This window comes from Kitasatospora sp. NPDC043950 (assembly GCF_056435345.1).
The window spans coordinates 1-15721 of the sequence record NZ_JBWKER010000066.1; the positions used below are offsets into that span (position 1 = coordinate 1).

Here is a 15721-nt window from a genome sequence, read left to right on the forward strand (position 1 = left end):
CCCGCCAACCTCACTCCCCCCCACCCCCCCCCCCCTCCCCCCACCCACCCCCCCCCCCCCGCCCCCCCCCCCCCCCGCCACCCCCCCCCCCCCCCCCCCCCCCCCCCCCCCCCGGCGCCCCTTCCGGCGGCGTGCCGCCGTCCCGGCCTCCCGGCCGGGGGAGGCGGGGGATGCGGGGGACGTGGCGGAGGCCGAGCCGACGGGCGAGGCCAGCGAGCGCCAGGAGGTCTGGGTGGCACGGTTCGCGGCCGTCGGGATCGGCGCGGCCGCGATCGCGATCAGCCTCTACGCCCAGCAGCTGAACGTCGCCTTCCTGGTCGGCCTGGCCTTCGCGGTGGCGGCCTCCAGCAACCTGCCCGTCCTGCTGTACAGCCTGTTCTGGTCGCGGTTCACCACCCGCGGCGCGGTCTGGTCGGTGTACGGCGGGCTGGTCCCGGCGATCGTGCTGGTCGTCTTCTCCCCGGTGGTCTCCGGCACCAAGGTGGCGCTCTTCCCCGGCGTCGACTTCCACTGGTTCCCGCTGGAGAACCCCGGCATCATCTCCATCCCGCTCGGCTTCCTGGCCGGCTGGATCGGGACGATCACCTCGCCCGAGCCGGCCGACGCGGACCGCTTCGCCGAGCTGGAGGTGCGCGCCCTCACCGGTGCGGGCGCGGCCTGAGCGCCGCGCCCCGGGGAACCCCGGCGGGCCTGGGGCCGCCGGGGTTCCCCCACGTCCGGGCGTGGTGTCAGGTCCGGACCGCCAGGCCGTAGCGGTGCTCGGGGCGGCCGGTGTCGCCGTAGCGCAGGGTCAGCCGCAGCCGGCTGTCCCGCTCCAGCTGCTTGAGGTAGCGCTGCGCCGTCGAGCGGCTGAGCCCGGTGGCGTCCGCGACCTCCTGCGCGGACAGCGGGCGGCCCGCCTGGCGCAGCACCCCCAGCACCAGGTCGGTGGTGGGCGCCGAGTGCCCCTTCGGCAGCGGGCCGGCCGGGGCGGCGGCGCTGCGCAGGGTGGCGAACAGCCGGTCCACCTCGTCCTGGCCGGCCTCCCGGGCCGCCGGGCCGGCCAGCGCGTGCCGCAGCTGCGCGTACGCGACCAGCTTGTCCCGCAGGCCGGCGAAGGTGAACGGCTTGACCAGGTACTGCAGCGCGCCGTGCTGCATCGCGGCGTGCACCGTCGACACGTCCCGGGCGGCCGTCACCATCATCACGTCGCAGGCCACCTGCCGCTCCCGCAGCCGGCGCACCAGCGCCAGGCCGGTCTCGTCCGGCAGGTGGTGGTCGAGCAGCAGCAGGTCCACCGGGCGGCGCTCCAGCGCGGCCAGCGCCTCCCCGGCCGAGTGCGCGGTACCGGTCACCCGGAAGCCCGGCACCTTGGCCACGTACGCGGCGTGCACGTCCGCGACCCGGAAGTCGTCGTCCACCACGAGTACGTCGATCATCAGGCCTCCACGAGCTGAGGGGTGAGCAGGGCCTCGGGCAGCTCGACCGTGAACCGGGCGCCGCCGAGCGGTCCCGCGTCGAGCACGATCCGGCCGCCGGTCCGTTCGACCAGTCGCCGCACCATCGCCAGCCCCAGCCCGCGCGGACGGTGCGCGGGCGCGTCCTTGCTGGTCCACCCCTCCTCGAAGACCTGCTCGCGCAGCTCCTCCGGCACGCCCGGGCCGCTGTCCGCGACCTGGAGCAGCAGTGTGGAGCCGGCCGCCGCCAGCGTCACCTCCAGCCGGCCGCCCCCACCCGCCGCGAGCGCGTCCACCGCGTTGTCGATCAGATTGCCGAGCACCGTCACCAGCGCCCGCGCGTCCACCACCGCGTCCGGCAGGTGCGCCGCCGGGGCCAGCGCCAGCCGCACCCCGCGCTCGCCCGCCACCGCCGTCTTGCCCGCCAGCAGCGCCGCGACGTGCGGATCCTGCACCTGCTCGGCGATCCGCGCCGCGACCACCGCGTGCGAACCGGACTGCTCCGAGATGAACGCCACCGCCTGCTCGTGGCGGCCCAGCTCCAGCAGGCCCAGCAGGGTGTGCATCCGGTTGGCGTGCTCGTGGTCCTGGGCGCGCAGTGCCTCGGTCAGGCTGCGCGTGGTGTCCAACTCGCGGACCAGCGACTCCAGTTCGGTCCGGTCGCGGAGCGTCACGACCGCGCCGCCCTCGGCCGTGCCCATCCGGTTGACCACCAGCACCCGGTCGTCCCGGACCGCCGGCAGGTCGGCGCCGGTGATCCGCCCGGTCAGCACGTCCGCCAGCCGGCCCGGCGGCAGCACCGCGTGGATCGGCCGCCCGGTGCAGTCCTCCGGCAGGCCGAGCAGCCGCACCGCCTCGTCGTTGGCCAGCCGGATCCGGCCGCGCTCGTCCAGCGCCACCATGCCCTCGCGGATGCCGTGCAGCATCGCCTCCCGCTCCACCAGCAGCGCCGAGATGTCGGCCAGCGCGATGTTGTGGGTGCGGCGCTTCAGCCGCCGGGCCAGCGCCAGCGTGGCGACCGTCCCCGCGGCCAGGCCCGCGCCCGCGCACAGCAGGATCCCGGTGAGCATCTTCAGCAGCCGGCGGCGGATCGAGTCGTCGCTGATGCCGACCGACACCTCGCCGACGATCCGGCCGTCCGCGGCCCGCAGCGGCACCTTGCCGCGCGCGGTGCGGCCCAGCGTGCCCTGCTGCATCGCGGTGACGCTGAGCCCGCTGAGCGCCGGCTCCGGATCGGTGCTGACCCGGTGGCCGATCCGCTCCGGGTCGGTGTGCGAGAGCCGGATCCCGTCCAGGTCGGTGACCACCACGAAGCTCGCGCCGGTGGCCAGCCGGATCTGCTCGGCGTTGCGCTGCGCGGTCGCCGAGTCCCGGGCGTCGGCGGCGCGGGCGATCGCCTCGTCGGTGGCGGTGGCCTGGGCGATCGACAGCGCCCGCTGCATCGCGTCGTGGTCCAGCTCGCTGCTGACCGGGGCCAGGAACAGGCCGGCGGTCACGGTGGTGACACCGACGGTGACGACGGTCTGGCTCAGCAGCAGTTGCGCGAAGACCCGGCGGGGCCAGCGGGGCAGCTTCATCCGGGCCTCCTCTCGGCGGCTGTGGGGGCGGGTACGTCAGGGTCGGGACACCCTACGTTTCCGGCGTGTTTCTGTCAGCCGCGTCCCCGCAGTTGTAGCGGAAGCAAAAGGAGCAGAACACCCCTCAATGCGGAGAAACCGCAGTACGCCGAGAAGGCTCCCGCCCGGGCCCGGCCCGCTCCTACCTTTCCGGGGCAAGCACAGACCCGGGAGGATCGAATGAGCACAACCCCGGCGATCGAGCTGACTGGCGCGACGAAACGGTTCCGCACCCCGTCCGGGGCCCTGCACACCGCCGTCCGTGATCTCGATCTGACCGTCGCCCAAGGCGAGTTCGTCGCCGTCGTCGGGCCCACCGGCTGCGGCAAGTCCACCACGCTGACCCTGGTCAGCGGCCTGGAGGAGCCCACCGAGGGTGAGGTCCGAGTGGACGGCGAGCCGGTCCGCGGGATCCACCCCAAGGTCGGTTTCGTCTTCCAGCAGGACGCCGTCTTCCCCTGGCGCACCGTCCTGTCCAACGTGATGGCCGGGCCGCGCTTCCGCGGCGTGCCCACCGCCGAGGCCAGGGAACGGGCCCGGGACTGGCTGGGCCGCGTCGGCCTCGCCGCCTTCGAGGACCGCTACCCGCACCAGCTGTCCGGCGGCATGCGCAAGCGCGTCGCGCTCGCCCAGACCTTCGTCAACGACCCGGACATCCTGCTGATGGACGAGCCGTTCTCGGCGCTGGACGTGCAGACCCGCGCCCTGATGTCCGACCAGTTGCTGGAGCTGTGGGCCGGGACCAGGTCCTCCGGGAACGCCGCGTCGGTCGTCTTCGTCACCCACGACCTGGACGAGGCCATCGCGCTCGCCGACCGGGTCGTCGTCATGACGGCCGGACCGGCCACCGTCAAGGAGATCTTCACCGTCGACCTGCCACGACCGCGCACCGTGGAGGCCGTCCGGCTGGAACCGAGGTTCGTCGAGCTGTACCGCGAGATCTGGGCCTCGCTCGGCGAAGAGGTGCGCATCACCCGGGAGAGAGGAGCGGGTCGTGCCGCTTGAGACCGCGTCGGCCGTCGCCGACAAGCCCCCGGCGGCCACCCCCGCCAGCCGTACCGAGGCCCGCGAACGGGCCGCCCGCAACCGGAGGTTGACCGTCTACGGGGCCCGGGTCGCGGTCCTGGTCGCCTTCCTCGGACTGTGGGAGGTCTGCGCCCGCACGGACGTCATCGACCCGTTCAACTTCTCGCAGCCGTCGAGGATCTGGGACCAGATCTGGCAGTGGATCACCCACGGCACCGCGCAGGGCTCGCTCGGCGAACAGATCGGCTACACCCTCTACGAGGCCCTCACCGGCTGGGTGATCGGCGTCATCTGCGGTGTGCTGCTCGGCATCGCGCTCGGCCGGGTCCGCTTCCTGGCCGACGTGTTCGGGCCCTACATCAAGGTGCTCAACGCCATCCCGCGGATCGTGCTCGCCCCGATCTTCCTGATCTGGTTCGGCCTCGGCCCGGCCTCCAAGGTCGCCTCCGCCGTCGTCCTGGTGTTCTTCCCGGTGTTCTTCAACGCCTTCCAGGGCGCCCGCGAGGTGGACCGCAACCTCGTCTCCAACGCCCGCATCCTCGGCGCCGACGGCCGCAAGGTCACCCTCCAGGTGGTCATCCCCGCCGCCACCACCTGGATCTTCACCAGCCTGCACGTCAGCTTCGGCTTCGCCCTGATCGGGGCCATCGTCGGCGAGTACATCGGCGCCACCAAGGGCCTCGGCCTGCTCGTCGCCGCCGCCCAGGGCACCTTCAACGCGGCCGGCGTGTACGCCGCCATGACCATCCTCGCCGTCGTGGCGCTGCTCACCGAGGGGCTGCTGACCTTCGCCGAGACGAAGCTGTTCCGCTGGAAGCCCGCAGACACGGGCGACGGCCGCTGAGCCCCTCTGCGTCGCTGAACCCCATCCCCTGCGTCGCGAATCCCCTGCGTCGCGAACCCCCCGCTTCGCTGAACCCCCTGCGCCGCTGATCCCCCCCTCGCAGAGAGAGGCACCCCCACCCATGCGCCCGAACCCGATCGGCAGACCCGCCGCGGCCGCCCTCGCCGCCGTCCTGCTCCTCCCGCTCTCCGCCTGCGCCAACGACGCCGCCACGACCACCCACGGCGCCGCCGCCCCGGCCGGCCGGCAGGTCGACGGGCCGAAGGTCAAGATCATGGTCGGTGGCCTGGACAAGGTCATCTACCTGCCCGCGATGCTCACCCAGCGGCTCGGCTTCTTCGCCGACGCGGGCGTCAACGTCGAGCTGATGAGCGAGCCCGCCGGCGTCAACGCCACCACCGCGCTGCTCGCCGGCGACGTCCAGGGCGCCGTCGGCTTCTACGACCACACCATCGACCTCCAGGCCAAGGGCAAGATCGTCGAGTCCGTGGTGCAGTTCTCCCAGGCCCCCGGCGAGGTCGAACTCGTCTCCACCAAGCAGGCCGACGCCATCAGGTCCGGCGCCGACTTCAAGGGCAAGAAGCTCGGCGTCACCAGCATCGGTTCCTCCACCGACTTCCTCACCAAGTACCTCGCCGTCAAGAACGGCACCGCCGTCAGCGAGTTCAGCCCGATCGCGGTCGGAGCCGGCCAGACCTTCATCGCCGCGCTCCAACAGGGCAGCATCGACGGCGGGATGACCACCGACCCGACCGTCGCCAACGTCCTCGACAAGGGCCTCGGCAAAATCCTCTACGACATGCGCACACCCGAGGGCTCCCGCGAGGCCCTCGGCGGCCTCTACCCGTCGTCCTCGCTCTACATGAACACCGACTGGGTGGAGAAGAACAAGGACACCACCCAGAAGCTCGCCAACGCCTTCGTCAAGACCCTCAAGTGGATGTCCACGCACAGCCCCGAGGAGATCGCCGCGAAGATGCCCGCCGACTACGCGCAGGGCGGCGCCGAGCAGTACGCGGCCGCGATCAAGGCGACCCTGCCGATGTTCACCACCGACGGCGTGATGCCGGCCGACGGCCCCAAGACCGTCCTCGCCGTGCTCGCCGCCTTCCACCCGGACGTCAAGGGCAAGGAGGGCACCATCGACCTCTCCCGCACCTACACCACCGAGTTCGTAGGCAAGGCCGTCACCGGCTGAGCCGACACCCGACGTGACGGCCCCGCGCACCTCCGTGGACAGCAGGCGCGGGGCCGCCCGCGCGCTCCGGTCCCGCGCTCACCCCCACGGGCGCGGGGCCGCCCGCGCGCTCCCGACCTGCTGAAGACCCTGCCGGCGCGCTTCCGTCCCGCTACCGACCCCGCACCGAGAGCACGTCCATCCGCGACGGCGTCCCCGCCGCCTTGCCGCAGCTCTCCGGACGCGCCGGCTCGCTCACCGCCTCGATCACGTCCACCTCCCAGGCCCGGCCGTCCTGGTGCAGCACCGAGACCAGCCAACGGCCCGCGCCGTCCGGCCGCTGGGCCAGCGTCAGCGCGTCCACCCCGGTCTCCCCGGTCGCCAACCGCACCGCGTGCTCGGCCGCCTGACCCGGACGCTCCCAGCCCGAACAGCCCCTCGACCAGGCCGGCACCATGTGCCCGGCCGCCGTCGCCGCCAGCACCTCCTTGGCCGCCTCCGCCGTCAGCCGCCCGTACGCGTAGCCGTACGGCAGCACCAGCATCGTGGGGGAGAAGCGGTGCCCGCCCAGGTGCGTCACCTCCCACACCTCGCTGTGCCCGGCCGCCGCCAGCTCCGCCGCCAACGGGCGGCCCAGCAGCGCGCAACAGCGGTCCCGCCGCCCGTTGGTGCACACCAGCGCCAACGGGCCGCCGACGTGCTCCACCCCGAAACCGCCGTGGTCACCGACGCCCAGCGCCGCGAAGTCCAGCTCCAGCAGCTCCGCCGGATCGGCCACCTCCGCCCGGCGCACCCAGCCGCGACCCGGCACCGTGTGCGCCACGACCACCTCGTGCCGCGCCGTCGGCAGGCAGTCCGCGTGCCGCCCCGGCCGCCGGATCAGCGCCACCCGCACCCCGGTGCCCGCCGCGGCCGCGTCCAGCGCCCGCCCCGTCGCCGGGTCCAGGTGGCTCTCCCCGAGCGCCTTCGCGCCCCACGGCCCGTTCTGCTCCACCAGCAGCCAGGTGGTCGCGACCGCGGCGGTGGCGGTCAGCGGCTCCGACAGTTCACGCGACAGCGTCGCACAGGTGCTCACCCGGGTAAGGCTACCCTCGGCACCCGCCGCGCCCCGGAACGACGAAGGAGGGGCGCCGGACGGCTCCGGCACCCCTCCTCCACCACGCCCGCGCCCTACGCCGGGCCGGCCACCACCGCGATCGGAGCCGTCACCGGCGTGCCCGAACCGTCACGGCGCGGGTCGCGCTCCGGCAGGTCCACCGGCGCGCCCTTGTCGGACGCCGCCCGGGCCGGGGCCACGCCCGCCCAGGCGAACGTCAGACCGTCCTCGCCGCGCAGGAACCGCTGGCAGCGCACACCGCCCGTCGCCCGGCCCTTGCGCGGGTACTGCTCGAACGGCGTCACCTTCCACGACGTCTGCTCCTCGCCGCTCAGCGTCCCCGACGCCCCCGCCACCGAGACCACCACCGCGTCCGACGCCGGATCCACCGCCGTGAACGACAGCACCCGCGCCCCGTCGGAGAGCTTGATCCCCGCCATGCCGCCCGCCGGACGGCCCTGCGGGCGCACCTGCCCCGCCGGGTAGCGCAGCAGCTGCGCGTCCGAAGCGATGAAGACCAAGTCCTCCTCGCCGGTGCGCAGTTCGACCGCGCCCACCAGCTCGTCACCCTCCTTGAGGGCGATCACCTCGAACTCGTCCTTGTTCGCCGGCCACTCCGGTACCACCCGCTTCACCACGCCCTGCGCCGTGCCCAGCGCCAGCCCCGGCGAGGACTCGTCCAGCGTGGTCAGCGCCAGCGCCCGTTCCCCGGCCTCCAACCGCAGGAACTCGCCCACCGCCGCCCCGCCGGCCAGCGTCGGCGACGGCGTCGGCGGCAGCGCCGGCAGATCGATCACCGGCAGCCGCAGCACCCGGCCCGCCGACGTCACCACACCCACGTCCGCCCGCGCCGTCGCCGGCACCGCCGACACGATCACATCGTGCTTCGACCGCTTCTCCGACAGCTCGAACGGCTCCCCGTCCGCCGTCCGCGCCAGCAGGCCCGTCGACGACAGCAGCACCCGGCACGGGTCGTCCGCCACCTCCAGCGGCACCGACAGCGCCGCCGACGGCGCCGCCCCCGCCTCCAGCAGCACCGTCCGCCGCTCCGTCCCGAACTGCTTCGCCACCGCGCCGAGTTCGGACGACACCACGCTGCGCAGCCGGGAGTCCGAGTCCAGGATCTCGGTCAGCTCCGCGATCTCCGCGTTCAGCTTCGCCTTCTCCTGCTCCAGCTCCACCCGGTCGAACCGGGTCAGCCGCCGCAGCGGAGTGTCCAGGATGTACGCCGTCTGCGTCTCCGACAGCGAGAAGCGCTCCATCAGGCGCTCCTTCGCCTGCCCCGCGTTGTCACTCGACCGGATGATCGCGATGACCTCGTCGATGTCGAGCAGCGCGACCAGCAGGCCGTCGACCAGGTGCAGCCGCTCCTCCCGCTTGCGCCGGCGGAAGTCGCTGCGCCGCCGCACCACGGTGAACCGGTGGTCGACGTAGACCTCCAGCAGCTCCTTCAGTCCCAGCGTCAGCGGCTGGCCGTCCACCAGCGCCACGTTGTTGATGCCGAAGGTCTCCTCCATCGGCGTCAGCTTGTACAGCTGCTCCAGCAGCGCCTCCGGCACGAAGCCGTTCTTCACCTCGATCACCAGCCGCAGCCCGTGCTCGCGGTCGGTCAGGTCCTTGACGTCCGCGATGCCCTGCAGCTTCTTCGCGTTGACCAGGTCCTTGATCTTCGAAATGACCTTCTCCGGGCCGACGTTGTACGGCAGCTCGGTCACCACGATGCCCTTGCGGCGCGCCGTCACCGCCTCGACCGTCGTGGTCGCCCGGATCTTGAACGTGCCGCGGCCCGACTCGTACGCGTCCCGGATCCCCGACAGGCCCACGATCCGCCCGCCCGTCGGCAGGTCCGGACCGGGCACGAACCGCATCAGCGTGTCCAGGTCCGCGGTCGGGTGCTTGATCAGGTGCCGGGCCGCCGCCACCACCTCGGACAGGTTGTGCGGCGGCATGTTCGTCGCCATGCCGACCGCGATGCCCGTCGCGCCGTTCACCAGCAGGTTCGGGAACGCCGCCGGCAGCGCCAACGGCTCCTGCTCGCTGCCGTCGTAGTTCGGACCGAAGTCGACGGTGTCCTCGTGGATCGACTCCACCATCGCCATCGACGCCGCCGTCAGCCGCGACTCCGTGTAGCGCATCGCCGCCGGCGGGTCGTCGTTGCCCAGCGAACCGAAGTTTCCGTGCCCGTCGATCAGCGGCAGCCGCATCGAGAACGGCTGCGCCATCCGGACGACCGAGTCGTAGATCGACGCGTCGCCGTGCGGGTGCAGCCGGCCCATCACCTCGCCCACCACACGGGCGCACTTCACGTGCGCGCGGTCCGGCCGCAGGCCCATCTCATTGGCCTGGTACAGGATCCGGCGGTGCACCGGCTTCAGACCGTCCCGCGCGTCCGGAAGCGCACGCGAGTAGATCACCGAGTAGGCGTACTCCAGGAAGGAGCCCTGCATCTCGTCCACGACGTCGACATCGAGGATCCGCTCCTCGAAGTCTCCGGGCGGCGGGGTCTGCGAACTGCGGCGGGCCATCGCGGCGGGGCTCCCTTACGTCTCGCTTGCTGTGTCTCGGTCAGTCTCTGACGTCCATCCGCCGACCCTCGTCAACAGGGCTCGGCGCCCCCATTGTGGACCCTCGCGCCGACACTCCCGGCCAGCGCCCCTCTTCCGCCCCTGGCGAACGCCCTGTCTGCGCGGGACACGAACACGCCCCCCGCGCGTTGCACCACAATGGGGGACGCCACACGAACCCCGACATCGACGACGGGAAGGACCCGAGCGCATGGCCAACCCGGCCCCCGCATCCGCCTCCACCGGAGGACATGGCGCTGCCATCGCCATCACCGAGCACCGCCTGGCCAACGGCCTGCGCGTCGTCCTCTCCGAGGACCACCTCACCCCGGTCGCCGCGGTCTGCCTCTGGTACGACGTGGGCTCCCGCCACGAGGTCAAGGGCCGCACCGGCCTCGCCCACCTCTTCGAGCACCTCATGTTCCAGGGCTCCGCCAACGTCTCCAACAACGGGCACTTCGAGCTCGTCCAGGGCGCCGGCGGCTCGCTCAACGGCACCACCAGCTTCGAGCGCACCAACTACTTCGAGACCATGCCAGCCCACCAGCTGGAGCTCGCCCTCTGGCTGGAGGCCGACCGCATGGGCTCGCTGCTCGCCGCCCTCGACGAGACGTCCATGGAGAACCAGCGCGACGTCGTCAAGAACGAGCGCCGCCAGCGCTACGACAACGTCCCCTACGGCACCGCCTTCGAGAAGCTCACCGCGCTCTCGTTCCCCGACGGCCACCCGTACCACCACACCCCGATCGGCTCCGTGGCCGACCTCGACGCCGCCACCCTCGACGACGCCCGCGCGTTCTTCCGCACCTACTACGCGCCCAACAACGCCGTTCTCACCGTCGTCGGCGACATCGACCCCGAGCAGACCATCGCCTGGGTCGAGAAGTACTTCGGCAGCATCCCCGCCCACGACGGCAAGCAGCCGCCGCGCTCCGGCGAACTCCCCGACACCATCGGCAGCGAACTGCGCGAGCACGTCCGCGAGGACGTCCCCTCCCGCGCCCTGATGGCCGCCTACCGCCTCCCGCACGACGGCACCCGCGACGCCGACGCCGCCGACCTCGCCCTCACCATCCTCGGCAGCGGCGAGTCCAGCCGCCTCTACAACCGGCTCGTCCGCCGCGACCGCACCGCCGTCGCCGCCGGCTTCGGCCTGCTCCGCCTCGCCGGCGCCCCCAGCCTCGGCTGGCTCGACGTCAAGACCTCCGGCGACGCCACCATCGAGCAGATCGACGCCGCCGTCGACGAGGAACTCGCCCGCTTCGCCGCCGAAGGCCCAACCCCCGAGGAACTCGAACGGGCCCAGGCCCAGATCGAGCGCGAATGGCTCGACCGGCTCACCACCGTCGCCGGCCGCGCCGACGAACTCTGCCGCTACGCCGTCCTGTTCGGTGACCCCAAGCTCCTCAACGACGCCCTCCCCAAGGTCCTCGACATCACCGCCGAGGAGGTCCAGGCCGTCGCCAAGGCCCGGCTCCACCCCGACAACCGGGCCGTCCTCGTCTACGAGCCCACCACGGCCGACGACACCGACGCCCCCGCCGCCACCGATGAGGAGGGTGCCGCCGCATGAGCACCGACTACGTCCCCGCCATGACGTTCCACCCCCAGCCCGAGCCCGGCACCCCCGGCCCCTGGGCCTTCCCCGCCCCCGAGCGCGCCGCCCTCGGCAACGGCATCACCGTCCTGCACTGCCACCGGCCCGGCCAGCAGCTCGTCGCCGTCGAGGTCCTCCTCGACGCCCCGCTCGCCGCCGAACCCGACGGCCTCGACGGCATCGCCGCCATCCTCGCCCGCGCCCTCAGCGAAGGCACCGACACCCTCACCGCCGAGGAGTACGCCGCCGAACTCGAACGCGCCGGCGCCACCCTCGACGCCCACGCCGACCACCCCTGCATCCGCGTCTCCCTGGAGGTCCCCGCCTCCCGCCTGCAGCGCGGCCTCTCGTTGCTCGCCGACGCCCTGCGCGCCCCCGCCCTCCCCGAGGACGAGATCGAGCGCCTCGTCGCCAACCGCCTCGACGAGATCGTCCACGAGCAGGCCAACCCCGCCCGGCGCGCCGCCAAGGCCCTCTACGCCGAGCTCTTCGACGGCGCCGACCGCCTCTCCCGGCCCCGCAGCGGCACCGCCGACACGGTCAAGGCCATCGACCGGGCCGCCGTCAAGGCCTTCTACGACGCCCACGTGCGCCCCGCCACCGCCACCGTCGTCGTGGTCGGCGACCTCACCGGCACCGACCTGCCCGCCCTCCTGGAGAGCACCCTCGGCACCTGGACCGGCAACACCGCCGAAGCCTCCGCCCACGCCCCCGTCACCGCCGACGACCGCGGCCGCGTCGTCATCGTCGACCGCCCCGGCTCCGTCCAGACCCAACTCCTCATCGGCCGCATCGGCCCCGACCGCCACGACCCCGTCTGGGCCGCCCAGATCCTCGGCACCTACTGCCTTGGCGGCACCCTCACCTCCCGCCTCGACCGCGTCCTGCGCGAGGAGAAGGGCTACACCTACGGCGTCCGCTCCTTCGCCCAGCCGCTGCGCTCCGCCGCCGACGGCAGCGGCCGCTCGCTGCTCGCCATCAGCGGCTCGGTGGACACCGCCTCCACCGCCCCGGCGCTCGCCGACACCTGGACCATCCTGCGCACCCTCGCCGCCGAGGGCCTCACCGACGCCGAGCGCGACGAGGCCGTTCAGTTCCTGGTCGGCGTCGCACCGCTGAAGTACGAGACCGCGGGCTCGGTCGCCGGCACCCTGGCCGACCAGGTCGAGCAGTACCTCGCGGACGACTACCAGGCCGAGGTCTACCGGCAGCTCGCCGAACTGCCCACCGCCGCCGCCACCGAGGCCGTCGTCGCCGCCTTCCCGCCGGACCGCCTGGTCACCGTGCTGGTCGGCGACGCCGCCGTCATCGCCGACGACGTGCGGGCCCTCGGCATCGGCGAGGTCACCGTCGTCAGCTGACCCGGCGTTTACCGTACGGCCCGGTGGAGCACCCGCTCCGCCGGGCCGTCGCGTTGTTAAATCCGTTGCGGGCCAGCGGCGTTCCGTGGATAGATATCCCCGGCACACACGGACGAACGACGACGAACGACGACGAACGAAGGGAGGCGGTCACCATGCGGGTCGAGCGAGCCATACGCCGACGCTCCCCGAGGCCGTCCTCCCCCTGTGCCCAGGGCGCCTGAGCCCCACCCCCGAACTTCCCCGAGCCGCACCGGGCTTCTTCGCGCGGCACCCCCTTCCCCGAACCACCCGACCGCTGGAGGTCGTTCGACCATGACGTACACCGAGGTGCCCGGAATCCGGGTCCCGATCCGGATGTGGACCGACCCGGCCACCGTCGAGGGCCAGGCCCTGCAGCAGCTGCGCAACATCAGCTCCCTGCCCTGGCTGCACGGCCTCGCCGTGATGCCCGACGTCCACCTGGGCAAGGGCGCGACCGTCGGCTCCGTCATCGCCATGAAGGGCGCCGTCTGCCCGGCGGCGGTCGGTGTCGACATCGGCTGCGGAATGAGCGCGGTGAAGACCTCCCTCACCGCCGAGGACCTCCCCGACGACCTGTCCCGCCTCCGCTCCAAGATCGAGCAGGCCATCCCGGTTGGCGCTGGCGTTCACACAGAACCGGTTGACCCGACGAAGCTCTACGGCTTTCAGGCGGCTGGCTGGAACGGCTTCTGGCAGCGCTTTGAGAGGGTCGCTCCGGCGGTGCATTGGCGGCGTGAGCGGGCCATGCAGCAGATAGGAACGCTCGGGCGCGGCAACCACTTTTCGGAAGTGTGCCTAGATGGGACCGGTTTTGTTTGGTTGATGTTGCATTCTGGATCGCGCAATATCGGCAAGGAACTAGCCGAGCACCACATGGAGGTGGCACGGTCTCTTCCTCACAACCAGGGTCTTATCGACCGGGACCTCGCGGTCTTCATCGCGGAGACCCCGCAGATGGCTGCTTACCGACAGGACCTCTTCTGGGCCCAGGAGTACGCCAAGAACAATCGCGCGGTGATGATGGCGCTGTTCCAGGACGTTGTCCGTCGCGAGTTCACCAAGGCGAAGGTCACCTTCGACGAGGTCATCAGCTGCCACCACAACTACGTGGCGGAGGAGACGTACGACGGTGTCGACCTGCTCGTGACCCGCAAGGGCGCGATCAGGGCCGGCACGGGCGACTACGGGATCATCCCGGGGTCCATGGGCACCGGCTCCTACATCGTCCGCGGTCTCGGCAACGAGGCGGCGTTCAACTCGGCCTCGCACGGCGCCGGCCGCAAGATGAGCCGTAGCGCCGCGAAGAAGCGGTTCTCCACGCAGGACCTGGTGGAGCAGACCAAGGGTGTGGAGTGCCGCAAGGACAGCGGTGTCGTGGACGAGATCCCGGGCGCCTACAAGTCCATCGAAAAGGTCATCGAGCAGCAGAAGGACCTCGTCGAGGTGGTCGCCCACCTCAAGCAGGTCGTCTGCGTCAAGGGGTAGTCGGACGAGATGGCCCCCGGCATCGCCAGGGGCCGTCCTCACCGCTGCGGAAAGACTCTCGGACGTTTCGGGCCGGCAAGTCGCCAGTGACGGACCTTGCAGCTCTTGAGCGTTCGGCCCAGGTACTCGGAGGCCGCTTCCATGTTTGGTGCGGTGAGGATCACTTCGTCCTCCTCTGGAGTCCAACCGCGCCGAGGGGGAGCGAACCCCATGGTCGGTGGGCGAACCCACGCGCTGACTCGATCGGCACCGGCCTGCTTGCGGGGTAGTGCCAGACTGCCCGGGTAGTAGAGATCGGTAGTCAAGGCCACAGCAGCTTCCGCGAGGAAGAGGATGTTGTAGATGTTGTCGCGCTTGTTGCGGTTGAGCTTGCGTCGGGCTCCGCAGAGGCGTTCTGCATAGGTGGCGGTGAAGACGGCCGTTGCGTCGCTCTTGGTGGCCAGGCTGACGAAGGGCAGATCCTTGGACGTGAGGCCGACCGAGCCGTCGGCGTCGATGAGGCCGCGCAGGTAGTCGCGCTCGGAGAACGGCACGCTCGGCGGCGCGACGATCTCGGACTTCCGCCCCACCGGCAGGCCGAGGCCCTGCAACTCCTCGCGGAACTCCCGGGCACAGACGGTCCACATCACCGAGGTGTGCTCCGTCTTGAAATTCGTGCTGCGCGTCCGGTATCGGATGCTGCTGTTGTACGGGCAGAGCCGCTGGAACTCCTCCAGGATGGGCGCGTCGCGCGCGGAGAGTTCCACGGAGAGCCGACCACGGTTGCGGGACTGCTCGGTGAGGTGTCCGTCTGCCTGGAGGAAGGCGAACATGTAGGCGTGCTCGGGTCGTTCGAGGTCGAAGAACGTCATGCGGCGAGCATCTGTGCGATCAATCGCCGAAGGAGCGTGATCGCTCACCAGTTCGCTCGATGGTGTGGATGCGATCGATTCCGCGAACAGAAGCGCCCGGCAGCGCTATGGCTGCCGGGCGCTTCCGTTGGTCGAGTCGGCTCAGGCCGCGGCCGGGAGCTCGTCGAGGCCTTCCTGGACGAGCTTGGCGAGGCGGTCGAGCGCGTCGTCGGCGTTCTCGGCGTCGGAGGCGAGGACGACCTCGTCGCCGCCCTGGGCGCCGAGGGCGAGCAGGCCGAGCATGGAGGCGGCGTTGACGGGGTTGCCGCCGGGCTTGGCGATGGTGATCGGCACGCCGGTGGCCGTGACGGCCCGGACGAAGACGGAGGCGGGACGGGCGTGCAGGCCCTCGGCCCAACCGATGGTGACGCGGCGCTCAGCCATGAGACGTGCCTTTCCGGTGAAGCTGGTTACGGCCGTGCTCGGGGAAGCGGCCATGTTGTCTAGACCAGTGTTGCACGCAGGCGGTCCCTGCGAGCCGCTGCGTTCGGGACTTGTGATTGTTTCTTTTCGGGGCATAAGGCCCGGCCGGCGGCCCTGCCCACCCTGCAGCCAGTGTGCACCCGGCGCCATTCGGCTCACTGCCGGATAACCTGACGAATGTG

At 72.0% G+C, this 15721-nt stretch carries 12 protein-coding genes and 1 pseudogene; 7 read left to right on the forward strand and 6 right to left on the reverse strand.

Annotated features, from left to right (window positions below; all coding sequences use genetic code 11):
* Positions 1-214: 214 nt before the first annotated feature.
* Positions 215-661, forward strand: a pseudogene (locus AC07BF_RS32595) (sodium:solute symporter family transporter); the annotation flags it as partial.
* Positions 662-728: 67 nt separating this feature from the next.
* On the opposite strand, the gene AC07BF_RS32600 reads toward AC07BF_RS32595, so the two are convergent.
* Together AC07BF_RS32600 and AC07BF_RS32605 are read right to left on the reverse strand one after the other, a co-directional pair.
* The gene (locus AC07BF_RS32600) at positions 729-1418 is read right to left on the reverse strand and encodes a response regulator (RefSeq protein ID WP_363584499.1); all 690 of its coding nucleotides are present in this window, start codon (positions 1416-1418) and stop codon (positions 729-731) included.
* Positions 1418-3013 (reverse strand): sensor histidine kinase, encoded by a 1596-nt coding sequence (locus AC07BF_RS32605; protein ID WP_363584497.1) that lies wholly within the window; start codon positions 3011-3013, stop codon positions 1418-1420. The genes AC07BF_RS32600 and AC07BF_RS32605 overlap by 1 nt, the downstream gene beginning before the upstream one ends.
* A gap of 219 nt (positions 3014-3232) precedes the next feature.
* Here AC07BF_RS32605 and AC07BF_RS32610 point away from each other — a divergent pair, with 219 nt between their 5' ends.
* The 3 genes from AC07BF_RS32610 (at position 3233) to AC07BF_RS32620 (ending at position 6120) form a co-directional block, all read left to right on the forward strand.
* A complete protein-coding gene (locus tag AC07BF_RS32610; protein ID WP_063349366.1) occupies positions 3233-4057 on the forward strand; it encodes an ABC transporter ATP-binding protein in 825 nt (274 codons plus the stop codon).
* Complete coding sequence (locus tag AC07BF_RS32615) at positions 4047-4922, forward strand: ABC transporter permease (protein WP_363584495.1); 876 nt, start codon at positions 4047-4049, stop codon at positions 4920-4922. The genes AC07BF_RS32610 and AC07BF_RS32615 overlap by 11 nt, the downstream gene beginning before the upstream one ends.
* Positions 4923-5043: 121 nt before the next feature.
* Positions 5044-6120 (forward strand): ABC transporter substrate-binding protein, encoded by a 1077-nt coding sequence (locus tag AC07BF_RS32620; protein ID WP_350880086.1) that lies wholly within the window; start codon positions 5044-5046, stop codon positions 6118-6120.
* Between the two features lie 151 nt (positions 6121-6271).
* Here AC07BF_RS32620 and AC07BF_RS32625 read toward each other — a convergent pair whose 3' ends face one another.
* On the reverse strand, positions 6272-7174 hold the full coding sequence (locus AC07BF_RS32625; protein ID WP_363584493.1) for a sucrase ferredoxin: 903 nt from the start codon (positions 7172-7174) through the stop codon (positions 6272-6274).
* Between the two features lie 95 nt (positions 7175-7269).
* Positions 7270-9720, reverse strand: coding sequence for a DNA gyrase/topoisomerase IV subunit A (locus AC07BF_RS32630; RefSeq protein WP_363584491.1), 2451 nt, complete (start codon positions 9718-9720; stop codon positions 7270-7272).
* A 250-nt stretch (positions 9721-9970) separates the two neighbouring features.
* Here AC07BF_RS32630 and AC07BF_RS32635 point away from each other — a divergent pair, with 250 nt between their 5' ends.
* The 3 genes from AC07BF_RS32635 (at position 9971) to AC07BF_RS32645 (ending at position 14226) form a co-directional block, all read left to right on the forward strand.
* Positions 9971-11332 (forward strand): M16 family metallopeptidase, encoded by a 1362-nt coding sequence (locus AC07BF_RS32635; RefSeq protein ID WP_478334304.1) that lies wholly within the window; start codon positions 9971-9973, stop codon positions 11330-11332.
* Positions 11333-11352: 20 nt separating this feature from the next.
* Entirely contained in the window at positions 11353-12717 is a 1365-nt protein-coding gene (locus AC07BF_RS32640) for a M16 family metallopeptidase (protein WP_350880226.1), read from the forward strand.
* A 315-nt stretch (positions 12718-13032) separates the two neighbouring features.
* Positions 13033-14226 (forward strand): RtcB family protein, encoded by a 1194-nt coding sequence (locus tag AC07BF_RS32645; protein WP_400988766.1) that lies wholly within the window; start codon positions 13033-13035, stop codon positions 14224-14226.
* Positions 14227-14264: 38 nt separating this feature from the next.
* Here AC07BF_RS32645 and AC07BF_RS32650 read toward each other — a convergent pair whose 3' ends face one another.
* Both AC07BF_RS32650 and AC07BF_RS32655 read right to left on the reverse strand, forming a co-directional pair.
* The gene (locus tag AC07BF_RS32650) at positions 14265-15077 is read right to left on the reverse strand and encodes an LAGLIDADG family homing endonuclease (protein WP_363584485.1); all 813 of its coding nucleotides are present in this window, start codon (positions 15075-15077) and stop codon (positions 14265-14267) included.
* Positions 15078-15218: 141 nt separating this feature from the next.
* Positions 15219-15500 (reverse strand): HPr family phosphocarrier protein, encoded by a 282-nt coding sequence (locus AC07BF_RS32655; protein ID WP_360258304.1) that lies wholly within the window; start codon positions 15498-15500, stop codon positions 15219-15221.
* Positions 15501-15721: the final 221 nt, after the last annotated feature.

What these genes read in the sequence shown, in the direction of transcription:
- AC07BF_RS32600 (WP_363584499.1), bottom strand. Translation starts at nt 1,418, where the DNA reads ATGATCGACGTACTCGTGGTGGACGACGACTTCCGGGTCGCGGACGTG.
- AC07BF_RS32605 (WP_363584497.1), bottom strand. Translation starts at nt 3,013, where the DNA reads ATGAAGCTGCCCCGCTGGCCCCGCCGGGTCTTCGCGCAACTGCTGCTG.
- AC07BF_RS32610 (WP_063349366.1), top strand. Translation starts at nt 3,233, where the DNA reads ATGAGCACAACCCCGGCGATCGAGCTGACTGGCGCGACGAAACGGTTC.
- AC07BF_RS32620 (WP_350880086.1), top strand. Translation starts at nt 5,044, where the DNA reads ATGCGCCCGAACCCGATCGGCAGACCCGCCGCGGCCGCCCTCGCCGCC.
- AC07BF_RS32630 (WP_363584491.1), bottom strand. Translation starts at nt 9,720, where the DNA reads ATGGCCCGCCGCAGTTCGCAGACCCCGCCGCCCGGAGACTTCGAGGAG.
- AC07BF_RS32635 (WP_478334304.1), top strand. Translation starts at nt 9,971, where the DNA reads ATGGCCAACCCGGCCCCCGCATCCGCCTCCACCGGAGGACATGGCGCT.
- AC07BF_RS32640 (WP_350880226.1), top strand. Translation starts at nt 11,353, where the DNA reads ATGACGTTCCACCCCCAGCCCGAGCCCGGCACCCCCGGCCCCTGGGCC.
- AC07BF_RS32645 (WP_400988766.1), top strand. Translation starts at nt 13,033, where the DNA reads ATGACGTACACCGAGGTGCCCGGAATCCGGGTCCCGATCCGGATGTGG.
- AC07BF_RS32650 (WP_363584485.1), bottom strand. Translation starts at nt 15,077, where the DNA reads ATGACGTTCTTCGACCTCGAACGACCCGAGCACGCCTACATGTTCGCC.
- AC07BF_RS32655 (WP_360258304.1), bottom strand. Translation starts at nt 15,500, where the DNA reads ATGGCTGAGCGCCGCGTCACCATCGGTTGGGCCGAGGGCCTGCACGCC.